The organism is Bradyrhizobium arachidis (genome assembly GCF_015291705.1).
Taxonomy (GTDB): domain Bacteria; phylum Pseudomonadota; class Alphaproteobacteria; order Rhizobiales; family Xanthobacteraceae; genus Bradyrhizobium; species Bradyrhizobium arachidis.
In genome coordinates this window covers 3,274,108-3,286,462 of sequence record NZ_CP030050.1, presented here as the reverse complement: position 1 = coordinate 3,286,462, position 12,355 = coordinate 3,274,108, and the positions used below count along the sequence as shown (strand labels likewise).

Genomic DNA, 12,355 nt, shown 5'->3' with positions numbered 1-12,355 from the left:
TGCACGGGGCGCGTGCAGGCCGACGACGGCGCGGGAATGAAGAAGTCCGGCCTAGATGGGCTGGAAGCCAAGGTCGCCGCGGATCCGGTTGAGGATGTAGGTCCCGTCCCGGGTGGGCAGGATCCGCTCGAGATTGGCGTTGTCGATCTTCACATTGACAAAGCGCGGCCCGGCGGAGACGTCGTGGACGGCTTTGGCGAAGGCCTCGACCTCGGCCATGGTCGTGACAGCCCGGCTGTCCTTGATGCCGCAGGCCCTGGCGACGCCGACGAGGTCGGCGGCCGCGGAGGTGTGGCTGGTCTGGCCGCCGGTCTCGCCATAGGCCTCGTTGTCGAGAACGACGATGGAGAGGTTGGCCGGCTTCTGGAGCCCGATGGTAGCGAGGCTACCCATCCCCATCAGCATCTCGCCATCGCCGGTGATGACCAGCACCGGCAATTTGGGCTGCGCCAGCGCCAGACCCAGCCCGATCATCGCGGCGCCGCCCATGCCGCCCCAGAGATAGAAATTGCGCGCGTGGTCGCCGGCGGCACACATGTCGTTGGTGGAGGCGCCTAGGCCGCCGATCGCGATGACGTCCTTGCGGTTCGCCAGCAGCGTGGCGACGACCTGGCGGCGGTCGAGGAGATTGGCCTTGCTCATTTGGTGAAGACCTTGGCGCCGATCAGGCGCTGCGACAGCAGGACGGCGGTGGGCGTGAGCGCGTTGTAGGCTTGGGCTGCGGCCGCCTCCATCACGGCCGGCACCTCGGCGGCGTTCGAGGCGCGCAGCACCTGGACGCCCGAGAGCTCGACCACGCGCTGCGTGGTCGATCCCATCGGCACCTGCCACGGATTGAACTCGCCCCACTCGCCGCGCATGGTCACGAGCGTGAGGAACGGAAAGCGCAGGATCGGGATCAGCGACAGCATGTTGATGCAATTGCCGACGCCGCTCGACTGCATCAGCAAAACGCCGCGCTGTCCGCCGGCCCAGGCGCCGGCGAGAAGGGCGACGCCCTCCTCCTCCGTCGTCAGCGGAATGCCGCGCATCGTGGTTGAGCCCAGCACGCGCTGGACCAGCTTGGAATGGCCGGCATCAGGCACGTAGGGCACCTGCCGGACGTCGAAGCGTTGCAAGGTTGCGAAAATATCGTCGGGCCAATTCGGGGCCGTGTCGGCAGCGTCAGCGCGGGCGTGCATTTTCCTGTCCGGTCGGCTTGCAAATCACGGCACGACTGTAGACGGTGAGCCGAGCCGCTCGAAAGAGCGAAAACAGCATAACGGTCTCAACCGGCGAGTATGGCGGATGAACGCAAGTGCGAAAGAACTGGCGGCCCATTTCGATCTGGAGAAGCTGACGGCGGAGTTCTACGACGATCCCTATCCGACCTATCGTGCACTGCGGGAGAACGAGCCAGTCAAGCGCCTGCGCAACGGCACCGTGTTCCTGACCCGCTATGACGACCTCGTTACCACCTACAAGAACACGAAGTCCTTCAGCTCGGACAAGAAGCGCGAGTTCGCACCGAAATACGGCGACACCCCGCTCTACGAGCATCACACCACCAGCCTCGTCTTCAACGACCCGCCGGCCCATACCCGCGTGCGCCGCCTGATCATGGGCGCGCTGTCGCCGCGCGCGATCGCGGGCATGGAGGGCGACATCGTCAAGCTGGTCGACGGCCTGCTCGACGCCATCGCCGCCAAGGGCTCTTGCGAGATCATCGACGACTTCGCGGCCTCAATCCCCATCGAGGTGATCGGCAATCTGCTCGACGTTCCCCACGAGGAACGCGGGCCGCTGCGCGACTGGTCGCTGGCGATCCTTGGCGCGCTCGAACCCGTGGTGTCACCGGAAGTCGGCGCGCGCGGCAACAAGGCGGTGACGGACTTCCTCGCCTATCTGGAAACACTGGTGGCGCGCCGGCGCGCGAAGCCCGGCAATCCCGAGCGCGACGTGCTGACGCGCCTGATCCAGGGTGAGGAGAACGGCGAGCGGCTGACCGAGAAGGAGCTGCTGCACAATTGCATCTTCCTGCTCAATGCCGGCCACGAGACCACGACCAACCTGATCGGCAACGGTCTCGTCGCGCTGCACCGGAACCCGGACCAGAAGCAGCGGCTGATTGACAACCCCGACATGATCAAGACCGCGGTCGAGGAGATGCTGCGCTACGAGAGCTCGAACCAGCTCGGCAACCGCATGACCACCGAACGGGTCGAGCTCGGCGGCGTCATGCTCGAGGCCGGCACGTCGGTGACGCTGTGCATTGGCGCAGCCAACCGCGACCCCGCGCAGTTTGCCGACCCCGAGCGCTTCGACGTTGCCCGCACGCCGAACCGGCACCTCGCCTTCGCCACCGGCGCACATCAATGCGCCGGCATGGCGCTGGCGCGGCTGGAGGGGGCGATTGCGATCTCGCGCTTCCTGGCGCGCTTCCCGAATTATGCCGTCAGCGGCCAGCCGGTGCGCGGCGGACGGGTGCGGTTCCGCGGGTTTTTGAGTGTGCCCTGCGCGATCGGCTGAGGGCTCAAGACAAAAGAGTCGAAAACAACCCCATGCACAGTAGAGGGCCGGACCGGCGAGCGATATCCTGTGATCGCGCAGAACCATCTGACATTTCGGGCAAATCAGGCCGCGCCACGCCACCGGGCGCATCAAGGCTTCCGAGTGCGGAGGCTGCTCCCCACATCAGTTTGAGCGCAGCCGGTGTCGTCAGTTGACGCCGGCGCCCAGCAATGGAGTGACGGCAGATGAGCTCCTCGGTCATTGATTTCATCGCAACGGAAGCGCGCTTTGGGGCCCGCAATTACGAACCGATCGGGGTCGTCCTGTCGCGCGGCGAAGGCGTCTGGGTCTGGGATACCGAAGGCAACCGTTATCTCGATTGCCTCTCGGCCTATTCGGCGGTCAGCCAGGGGCACTGCCACCCCAAGATCCTGGCGGCGATGGTCGAGCAGGCGCACAGATTGACGCTCACCTCGCGCGCCTTCCACAACGACCAGCTCGCCTTGTTCTACGAGGAGATCGCGGCGCTCACCGGCTCCCACAAGGTGCTGCCGATGAACAGCGGCGCGGAGGCGGTCGAAAGCGCGATCAAGTCGGTGCGCAAATGGGGCTATGAGGTGAAGGGCGTGCCGGACGGCCAGGCCGAGATCATCGTCTGCGCCAACAATTTCCACGGACGCACGCTGGGCATCGTCGGCTTTTCGACCGACCCCGAGACACACGGACACTTCGGGCCGTTCGCGCCGGGCTTCAAGATCATCCCGTTCGGCGACGCCGCGGCGCTGGAGGAGGCAATCACTCCAAACACGGTCGCCTTTCTGGTCGAGCCGATCCAGGGCGAAGCCGGTGTCGTCATTCCTCCAGCCGGCTATTTCACGAAGGTGCGAGAGCTCTGCACCGCGCGCAATGTGATGCTGGTGCTCGACGAGATCCAGACCGGGCTCGGCCGCACCGGCAAGCTGCTCGCCGAACAGCACGAGGGCATCGAGGCGGACGTGACGCTGCTCGGCAAGGCCCTGTCCGGCGGCTTCTATCCCGTGTCGGCCGTGCTCTCGAACAACGACGTGCTCGGGACCTTGAGACCCGGACAGCACGGTTCGACCTTCGGCGGCAACCCGCTTGCCTGCGCGGTGGCGCGCGCAGCGATGCGCGTGCTGGTCGAGGAAGGCATGATCGAGAACGCGGCGAGGCAGGGCGCGCGCTTTCTGGAAGGCTTGAAAGACATTCGTGCCAACACGATCCGCGAGGTGCGCGGACGCGGCCTGATGCTGGCGGTGGAGCTGCATCCCGAGGCCGGCCGCGCTCGCCGCTACTGCGAGGCGCTCCAGGGCAAAGGCATCCTCGCCAAGGATACCCATGAGCAAACGATCCGCATCGCTCCGCCGCTGGTGATCACCAGCGATCAGGTCGACTGGGCGCTGGAGCGGCTCGCCACGACCCTGACGCAGGATTTCTCCTGAAGCTGCCTTGCGTCGGAAGATCGCATTGCCGGCTCCGGCCAACGACGAGTTGGCGGCCCGGCCAGAACCGGGCCCGTGCAGCGCACCAAATAGTGACGCATGGTCCTAAGGCAAAACTCTGCATGATCCCAGCAACCGGATGAACGGGGTGCGTGGAACCTATCGGAGCGACGGACGTTTTTGTCCCCGAAATGAGCAGCGCCGTGCCCGGCGCAGCAAGCGCCGAGGCTGGAGGCGCTGAGCTGCGCGGATCGGAGACATGCTCATGAGACTCACTCTTTCAGTCATCAAAGCTGACGTTGGCTCCGTTGGCGGCCATACGAAACCGTCTACACGCATGATCGCGGCTGTCGAGGGCGAGGTTGCCAAGGCGATCTGCAATGGTCTGCTGATCGACGGTTTCATCTGCCACACCGGCGACGACATTGCGATCATCATGACGCACACACGGGGCGAAGGCAGCTCCGAGGTCCATCAACTCGCCTGGAAGGCGTTCCTCGCGGCCACCTCGGTCGCGAAAACCTCCGGGCTCTATGGCGCTGGCCAGGATCTTCTCGCCGACGCGCCTTCCGGGAACATTCGCGGCGCCGGCCCAGGCGTCGCCGAGCTCAGCTTCGACCACAGCCTCTCCGGCGCGCGGCCCGCGGAGTCCTTCATGGTGTTCGCGGCCGACAAATGCGGCCCCGGCGCCTATAATCTGCCGCTCTATCTCGCCTTTGCCGACCCCATGTACTGCGCTGGGCTGATGCTGCCTCCGATGATCAAGGGATTCCGTTTCCATGTCATCGACATGGACAACACCGCCGGTGACAGCCTACTCGAGCTCGACGCACCCGCCGACAGCTACCACATTGCCGCCCTGCTTCGCGACAATGAGCGCTTCGGCATCGATCGCATCATTTCTCGAACCCATGGCGAGGCCGTCGTGGCCGTTTCGGCACAGCGCCTCCACGCGATCGCAGGCAAGTACACCGGCAAGGATGATCCAGTCGCGATCGTCAGGAACCAGGGGATCTTCCCAGCTCCGGAGGAAATAATCTCGCCGTTCGCCAAAGCACACTTCGTGGGCGGCGATGCACGCGGCTCGCATGTGATGCCGCTCATGCCGGTGCCACTCAACACGTCCGTTACCGGCATGTACTGCCTGCCGATCGTTTCTTGCGTCGGCTTTTCGATCGACAAGGAAGGCCGCTTTGCCGAGTCCTACACCGATTTCTTCGACAACCCGGCATGGGATGAGGTCCGCCGGCGCGCCCAGCGCAAGGCCATCGAGATGCGCAGCCAGGGCTGGTCTGGCGCCGCCATGCTACCCTATTCCGAACTGGAATATGGCGGCTTCCGCGACACCGTGTCCGGACTGCTGAAGCGTTTTCGCCTGCGCGACGAGCGCAAGCCGGAAGCGGCCGAGTAGCGACCGCCTCCAATCAGAAGCCGGAGCGATGTTCACCGTTCAATCGACAGATGCAGGCGCTATGACGACATGCCGATCCGGGAGGTGGATATGGCCAAAAAACGCATCGGCATTCTCACGGGCGGCGGCGACGTCGCCGGCCTCAATGCAGTCATCAAGAGCGTGACTTATCGCGGCAGTGAGGACGACATCGAGGTTGTCGGCCTGCGCCGTGGTTGGGAGGCCCTCACGCACCTGAACCTCGACGACCCAAACAGCAGGTCCCACTACGTCATCCCGCTGAACCGTGAAAACACTCGAACCATCGACCGGCGCGGCGGCACCGTGCTGCACACGAGCCGCGTCAATCCCTCCAAAATAAAAAAGCTGCCCGATCATCTCGTCGGCAATGAAGTTCCGGTCTCGCTGAGCACCAACGGCGGCATCGCGACAAAGACGTGGGACCTGACCAGCCGGGTGCTCGCTAACCTTTCGGGACTTGGCATCGAACACCTGATCGCCATCGGCGGCGACGACACGCTCAGTTATGCGGCCAAGCTCAACGAACTCGGCGTCAAGATCATCGCCATCCCGAAGACGATGGATAACGACGTCCGCAACACCGAGTACTGCATCGGCTTCTCGACCGCGATCACCCGCGCCAGCGACGCCATCCAGCGGCAGCGCACCACCGTCGGCTCGCATGAGCGAATTGGCATTTTCCGCGTCTTTGGCCGCGATGCCGGATTTACGGCACTCTACACCGCGTATGCGACCTCGATACGATGCGTCATACCGGAGTATAAGGTCGACCTCGACAAGCTGATCCAGTTGCTCATCGAGGACAAGCGCGCCAACCCAAGCAACTACGCGCTGATCGTGCTCAGCGAGGGAGCCCAGTGGGAAGGCTACAAGCTGCGGGAATACGGCGAGCCTGACGCCTACGGCCACCGCAAGAAGGCCAACGTGGCGGAATCGCTTGCCGACGAGATCAAGCAGCGCACCGGCGAAGAGACGATCACCTCCGATCTCACCTACGATTTGCGATCGGGCGATCCGGACTTCATCGACAAGCTTGTGGCCCTGACTTTCGGTAACATGGCCTACGATGCCATGCTGGAAAGCAAGACCGGCCTCATGTCGGCGCTGGTCGAGGGCCGCTACGACCTCGTGCCCATCCCTGAGGCCAATCTCGGTCCGCGCAAATTGGACGTTGCGAGCAGCTACAACACGGAGCGCTACCGCCCCATCTACGCCAACAAGCAGGGGCTGCCGATCTTTCTCAACCGCGCGTCTTAGCGTGCCGGACCGAGCGAGCCAGCTGCTGGAGCGGCTCGCCGCCGCCCTGACGCAGGATTTCTCTTGAGACTGCCTGCGTCGGAAGATCGCATGCTGGCGGCGGCCGACAACGAACCATTCCGCCGCCAGTGCGTTGAAAGTCGTGGGCGATTACGAGCTGGGAGCGACGATCATGCTTCCGCGTGGCGTTGGCCTGACGGCTGTCTTGGTTGGTGTCTCGATGCTGGCGACGGGCGTCGGCGCGTTTGCTCAAGGACCCGGCCAGGGACATGGAAGGGGCGGCCCAGCCGCAGCGCCGGCAGCACGGCCAGCAGCACCACCGGCCATGGCCCGTCCTGCAGCCCCACCGCCGATGGCACGTCCCGCCGCGCCGGCATTCCATCCCCCGGCCATGCCGCAGCGACCGGCGATGGCGCCACATCCCGCGCCGCATATCGCCTCGCCGCCACCGCGCCCGACCCCACATTTCGCAGCACCGCCGCCGCGGGCGGCCCCGCACATAGCAGCGCCGCGGCCTGAATTTCATCGGGCGCCGGCAGCGCCGCAACGTCCGGCCATGGCACCGCGGCCGACGCCGCATATCGCCGCCCCTTCACGTCCCAACGCACCGGCAGCCGCGGGCGAGCGGCTGTCGCGACGGGACCAAATCGAACAGCGCGCGCAACAGCATCAGCAGCAGATCCAGCAGCGCCAGCAGATGGTGCAGCAGCGGCAGCGCGAGATCCTGTCGCGCCAGACGACGGAACGCCAGACTCGCATCGATCGTCTGCAGCAGCGCGTGCAGCAGCTCCAGTCGCAGAAACCGGAAGGCGCGCGGGCGTTGCGCGAACAGCAACGGACGCTCCAGGCGCAGAACCGCTTGCTGGGCCGTGAGCAGCGCGCTCAGCAAAGCGATCTGGCACGCCAACAGCGACTTGGACTGCAAGCCCCGACCGGACGGACGCCGGCGATTGCAGCCGCTGCGCAGGCTGCCCAGCGCGGGCGGTTTGCCGAGCGCTTCCGCGAGCAGGCTCCTGCGCAAGCCCAGGCGGCGCTCACCAGCCGCCAGAGCGGCTGGGCTCCCCGGCAGGCCTGGCGACATCGCCACCCCGCGGTGTTCGTCGCTTGGCTTGGGCCCGTGTTCTGGCCTTATGCCTATTCCGACATTTTCAATTACACTTTCTGGTCCTATGCCTACGAGCCCGGTTATTGGGCGTATGCGTATGACGATTTCGTCGACACCGTGTTCTGGGGTGGTGACGACCCCTATTCCGCCTATGCCAGCATCAACCCGCAGGACTACCCGCAAGCCGGCGGCGGCGGCCGCGTTCGCCAGCGCGCCAGCGTGAGTCCGCAAACGCTACAGCAATTATGCGGCACACCGGACAAGGGCGTGACCGCCTGGCCGCTTGCCGACATCGCACGGGCCGTGCGGCCGACACCGGAGCAACGCGCACTGCTCGACGAGCTGAAGACCGCGGCGGCCAACGCTGCCGGAGTGTTCAAGGACTCCTGCGCGGAGACCTATGCACTGACTCCGCCTGGCCGTTTGCGCGCGATGATGAACCGCATCAACGCGACGCTGGAAGCCGTCAAGATCGTGCGGCCGGCACTGGAGAATTTCTACAACTCGCTCAGTGACGAGCAGCAGGCCGGCTTCAACGCGCTCGGTCCCAATGTCGGCGAGCGCGCGCCGCAGCAGCAAGCCAACGCCGAGGGCTGCGGCGATCCGAAATCCGGCCTGACCCAGTTGCCGATCCAAAGGATCGAGGCTGTGCTCCACCCGGCCGGCAAGCAGAAGGAGGCGCTCGACCGCCTCAGTGACGCGACAGCCAAGGGCGTTGAAGGCCTGCAGGCGGCCTGTCCGAACGATGTCCCGCTGACGCCGGTCGGACGGCTGGAGGCAATGCAGCACCGGCTCGAGGCCATGCTGACGGCCGCCAAGCTGGTCGAGCCTGCCCTGGACGAGTTCTATGCCACGCTGAGCAGCGAGCAGAAGGCGCGCTTCAACACGCTGCAACAGGTCGCGGGTCAATGAGGGGACGCGTTCACTCGCTGCAATTTGCGCAGCGCCCGAACGACGCTGGGTGACGTAATCGTTCTGCTTCAAAGCTCGACGAGACCAGATATGTCCCCGCCGCGGCCCTCCGTGGGAGGCAATCGGCAGCCTCGTTCTGACCTCACGCGGAAATCGTCTTCCGCCCGACGGTGTTTGCGATCGCTTGAGGCTGCCCTAAAGACCGATGAGATCAGGATGAATCGTCATCGCGCTTTAGGTTATTGTTTGAGCATGATCCTTCGGAAAACCGCAGCGCATTTTGCGCTAACGCGGCCCTCCGGGTCCGGATCATGCTCTATCTCATTCGAGCCACTGAGGTTGCGTCGTTGGAAGTGAGTTGCACTGCTGGAAGTGAGACGACAACTCGAGATCGGCCAGATGATCCCAGTATTCTGCCTCTGCGAGCAGCTTCCATTTGTTCATGCTGTTGTATGCGGCCTGTTGGCGGCACAGTGAGCTCATCGCACGCAAGCGTCGCACTTTCTCCACTGCGGACCTCCCCTCGCTCCTGCTTGTCTGCAAGCGCATTTGTGTTGTGACAGCTTCGCAGATCGAATTGACGAGTCATAGTCCGGTGTTTGACGGTGACTATGATAGCGCAATCGTCTGACTTTTTAAGTCGCGCCCGGTCTCGAAACGATTTGGGCCCGACACATTGAATTCCAGAATCGTCCTTCGGTCTTTTCGGCGCAACAAAGCATCCGGAGCCTTCGGCCGAGGTCCCCCGCCCTGTCGCACCGATCACGACAATGGCCCCGACGATTGCTCGTCGGGGCCACTCAAGGTCAACAGGCAAGGGTACATCCGCCGCGTCTGCTGATCGTTGATGCCACTGATCACCGCATCCAATCTGGCGCAGACTAAGACGAGGCTGCGGCATCGACATGATGATATTCTGCCTGGAAGCTGACGGCAGTCCACCTCACCATTGGTGGTACTCCCACCGGCTCGCTGCTTCGCCAGCTAGAGGGGCCATGCCGCCGGCGGCCAAGCCGGTCGAAAGCGCGCTGCAACAGGTCGCAAGCCCGCGGGGGCGCACTTGTGGTAACCAGGGCGTGAACTCACGAACGCTGCCGCGGATCAGCGCGTCGATGTCTGCTCTACGCCCGACAGCGGCGGAATAGCCGACATCCCCCAACCGCCGCTTGGGGCCAGAAGCAGAAATCGACAACTCACTCGATCGTCTTGTCGGCACGGGAGAGTAGCATCGGCGGAATTTCGACACTTAACATTTTAGCTGTCTTCAGATTGATGACCAGTTCGAACTTTATCGGCTGCTCAACAGGTACGTCGGCCACCTTTGCGCCGCGCAATAGTCTTGCGACCTGGTGCGCGCATTGGTCGAAGACCGCGCTGAGCCGAGGACCGTATCCCATCAGTCCGCCTTCTTCCGCCTGCTCGGGCCACTGCAGAATGGCGGGCAGACGACGGAGCGCCAACCGATCGCGGATCAGGTACTGGAATTTCGATGCCAAGATCGGCGACGCCAGCACGTTGACGGCCTCGACTTCCTCGACCTTCATGGTGTCAATCACACGGATGAGATCTTCCTCGGATCGCGCGGCAAACGGAACGATCTCGACGCCGAGCCTCTTGGCCGCGCTTTTAAGAGCATCCGTGTTTGGTATCGGAAGGCGGTCGGCGAGAGCAGCTATTCGCCGGGTACCCGGCAGTGCTTCATGCAGCAACTCCAACCGCTTGGCGTCGAGCTGGAATGCAAAGATCGCGACACCAGTGGTGTTACCTTCGGGACGCGGCATCGAAGCGACAAGCTTGCTGCCAAGCAAGTCGTCCGCGATGACCACGATTGGAATACGCTGCGTCGCTTTCTGTGCTGCACGCCCTGCTTCGGCCCCGACCGCTATCAGCACATTTGGACTCGCCTCGGTCAGTTGAACGGCCGCACTGGCATAGGAAACGGCAGTCACGCTTTCGCCACGGCTGTCGATCTCAAGGTTGCTGCCTCTGATAAAGCCGGCTCTGCCCAGCTCATCGAAGAAGCTGGGCGGGACTGGTCCCAATGCCGCGACGCGGTACCGCCGACCAGCCCGCTGTGCTCGGGCTTCGAGCGGCAATGCCGCAGCGCCAGCAATCAGCGTGATAAACTCGCGCCGCTTCATGGAGGCCCCGGAAGCATCTGACCGGGCTCAGTCTAGCACATTGGAAGCGAGGGCTGGTGTCCGCTAATGGGATGGTCCGGCCGTGCTCCGGCCCTGCCAGCACGAGAAGCTGGCAAGGGGCGCTCAAGACAAGGAGCACGCCATGTCTCAGAAACTCAACGCGGCGATCGCCGTGATCGGCATCGACATCGGCAAAAACTCGTTCCACATCGTGGGTCAGGATCACCGCGGTGCCATCGTGCTGCGGCAGAAGTGGTCGCGCGGCCAGGTGGAAACGCGGCTCGCCAACCTGCCGCCGTGCTTGATCGGTATGGAGGCCTGCGTAGGCGCCCATCATCTCAGCCGCAAACTCCAAGTACTTGGCCACGACGCCCGCCTGATGCCAGCGAAATACGTGCGCCCGTATTCGAAGGGACAGAAGAATGACTTCCGAGATGCGGAAGCCATCGCCGAGGCTGTCCAACGCCCGACCATGAAGTTCGTCGCGACCAAGACCGCCGATCAGCTCGACCTTCAGGCACTGCACCGCGTCCGCGATCGATTGGTCGGTCAGCGTACCGGCGCGATCAATCAGATCCGTGCGTTCCTGCTGGAACGGGGCATCGCCGTGCGGCAAGGCCCGCATTCCCTGCGGTTCGAGTTGCCAGGTATCTTGGCAACACGCACTGATGTGCTCTCGCCTCGCATGTTGCCCATCATCGAGGGTCTGGCGGAAGACTGGCGCCGGCTGGATGAGCGTATCGAGGGTCTATCTGGCGAGATCGAAACACTAGCCCGTCAAGATAGGGCCTGCCAGCGACTGATGACGGTGCCTGGCATTGGCCCAATCATCTCGAGCGCAATGGTGGCTGCGATCGGCACCGGAGACGTGTTCTCGAAAGGCCGCGACTTCGGCGCCTGGCTTGGACTTGTTCCGAAGCAGATATCGACCGGCGACCGCACGATCCTCGGCAGTATATCAAGGCGCGGTAATCGCTACCTGCGCGCGCTGTTCGTGCAAGCCGCGTGGGTTGTTCTGGTAAAGGTCAAGTGCTGGGAGCGCTATGGCCTCAACTCTTGGATCGAAGCCGCCAAGAAGCGATTGCACCACAACGTGCTGGCGATTGCGCTCGCCAACAAGCTCGCCCGGATCGCCTGGGCGGTCCTCAACAAGGGACGCGCCTTCGCGTGCGTCAAGATGGAGGAGACGGTGTCCCGACCTGCTTGATCCTCGCGCCGTGCGCGGGGCCGTCAAGGCGCAGCCTGGCAGCAGGAGAGCAAGACGTCAGGACAGCACGACGGCCGGCTTTGACGGCCCCTTGCGCGCGGCGCGTCTGCGCGCGCAGGCCGGGACGAAGGAACGGCCGCCAGGCACGAACGAAGGAACAGCGCGAAGTGAGGAGCTATCGATGACGTAACAACCCTTACCCGCCGAGGTCTGCGAGAGGATGAGACGACGATGGAGAATCGGTCTTCCCGGCACATGTGAACCCTGGTGACCCAAATGGCCCGGTCGAGGCCTGTCCGCTAACCAGATCACATGCGCGCTGATATCCATGATGGCCCGGAGCACTGCGCT

The 12,355-nt window shown here is 64.0% G+C and carries 10 protein-coding genes; 6 read left to right on the top strand and 4 right to left on the bottom strand.

The genetic code is table 11. The features are described 5' to 3' along the window. Positions 1-51: 51 nt before the first annotated feature. Together WN72_RS15195 and WN72_RS15190 are read right to left on the bottom strand one after the other, a co-directional pair. Complete coding sequence (locus tag WN72_RS15195; protein ID WP_027558548.1) at positions 52-642, bottom strand: thiamine pyrophosphate-dependent enzyme; 591 nt, start codon at positions 640-642, stop codon at positions 52-54. Beyond that, positions 639-1,181: a phosphonopyruvate decarboxylase gene (locus WN72_RS15190; protein ID WP_027558547.1), complete on the bottom strand. Its 543-nt coding sequence runs from the start codon at positions 1,179-1,181 to the stop codon at positions 639-641. The genes WN72_RS15195 and WN72_RS15190 overlap by 4 nt, the downstream gene beginning before the upstream one ends. Before the next feature lie 106 nt (positions 1,182-1,287). On the opposite strand from WN72_RS15190, the gene WN72_RS15185 reads away from it, so the two are divergent. The 4 genes from WN72_RS15185 (at position 1,288) to WN72_RS15170 (ending at position 6,639) form a co-directional block, all read left to right on the top strand. Then, positions 1,288-2,508 (top strand): cytochrome P450, encoded by a 1,221-nt coding sequence (locus tag WN72_RS15185; RefSeq protein ID WP_027558546.1) that lies wholly within the window; start codon positions 1,288-1,290, stop codon positions 2,506-2,508. Between the two features lie 227 nt (positions 2,509-2,735). Continuing rightward, a complete protein-coding gene (rocD, locus tag WN72_RS15180; RefSeq protein WP_027558545.1) occupies positions 2,736-3,950 on the top strand; it encodes an ornithine--oxo-acid transaminase in 1,215 nt (404 codons plus the stop codon). A 259-nt stretch (positions 3,951-4,209) separates the two neighbouring features. Then, positions 4,210-5,361, top strand: a complete 1,152-nt coding sequence (locus WN72_RS15175; protein WP_322596903.1) for a fructose-1,6-bisphosphatase — start codon at positions 4,210-4,212, stop codon at positions 5,359-5,361. A gap of 90 nt (positions 5,362-5,451) precedes the next feature. Continuing rightward, positions 5,452-6,639, top strand: a complete 1,188-nt coding sequence (locus tag WN72_RS15170; RefSeq protein WP_167380889.1) for a 6-phosphofructokinase — start codon at positions 5,452-5,454, stop codon at positions 6,637-6,639. 592 nt (positions 6,640-7,231) lie between these two features. Here the strand turns inward: WN72_RS15170 and WN72_RS46940 are convergent. Further along, complete coding sequence (locus WN72_RS46940; protein WP_244553786.1) at positions 7,232-7,660, bottom strand: hypothetical protein; 429 nt, start codon at positions 7,658-7,660, stop codon at positions 7,232-7,234. A gap of 96 nt (positions 7,661-7,756) precedes the next feature. Between WN72_RS46940 and WN72_RS46935 the strand changes: the two genes are divergently transcribed. Then, a complete protein-coding gene (locus WN72_RS46935; RefSeq protein ID WP_231164306.1) occupies positions 7,757-8,656 on the top strand; it encodes a Spy/CpxP family protein refolding chaperone in 900 nt (299 codons plus the stop codon). Positions 8,657-9,849: 1,193 nt separating this feature from the next. On the opposite strand, the gene WN72_RS15160 is transcribed toward WN72_RS46935, so the two are convergent. Continuing rightward, positions 9,850-10,797: an ABC transporter substrate-binding protein gene (locus WN72_RS15160; protein WP_092216881.1), complete on the bottom strand. Its 948-nt coding sequence runs from the start codon at positions 10,795-10,797 to the stop codon at positions 9,850-9,852. Positions 10,798-10,939: 142 nt separating this feature from the next. Between WN72_RS15160 and WN72_RS15155 the strand changes: the two genes are divergently transcribed. Further along, positions 10,940-12,004 (top strand): IS110 family RNA-guided transposase, encoded by a 1,065-nt coding sequence (locus WN72_RS15155; protein WP_194482925.1) that lies wholly within the window; start codon positions 10,940-10,942, stop codon positions 12,002-12,004. Positions 12,005-12,355 lie beyond the last annotated feature (351 nt).

Excerpts from the sequence above, each read along its gene's own strand:
- WN72_RS15175 (WP_322596903.1), top strand. The coding sequence starts at position 4,210 with ATGCTCATGAGACTCACTCTTTCAGTCATCAAAGCTGACGTTGGCTCC.
- WN72_RS15190 (WP_027558547.1), bottom strand. The coding sequence starts at position 1,181 with ATGCACGCCCGCGCTGACGCTGCCGACACGGCCCCGAATTGGCCCGAC.
- WN72_RS15185 (WP_027558546.1), top strand. The coding sequence starts at position 1,288 with ATGAACGCAAGTGCGAAAGAACTGGCGGCCCATTTCGATCTGGAGAAG.
- WN72_RS15170 (WP_167380889.1), top strand. The coding sequence starts at position 5,452 with ATGGCCAAAAAACGCATCGGCATTCTCACGGGCGGCGGCGACGTCGCC.
- WN72_RS15155 (WP_194482925.1), top strand. The coding sequence starts at position 10,940 with ATGTCTCAGAAACTCAACGCGGCGATCGCCGTGATCGGCATCGACATC.
- WN72_RS15160 (WP_092216881.1), bottom strand. The coding sequence starts at position 10,797 with ATGAAGCGGCGCGAGTTTATCACGCTGATTGCTGGCGCTGCGGCATTG.
- rocD (WP_027558545.1), top strand. The coding sequence starts at position 2,736 with ATGAGCTCCTCGGTCATTGATTTCATCGCAACGGAAGCGCGCTTTGGG.
- WN72_RS15195 (WP_027558548.1), bottom strand. The coding sequence starts at position 642 with ATGAGCAAGGCCAATCTCCTCGACCGCCGCCAGGTCGTCGCCACGCTG.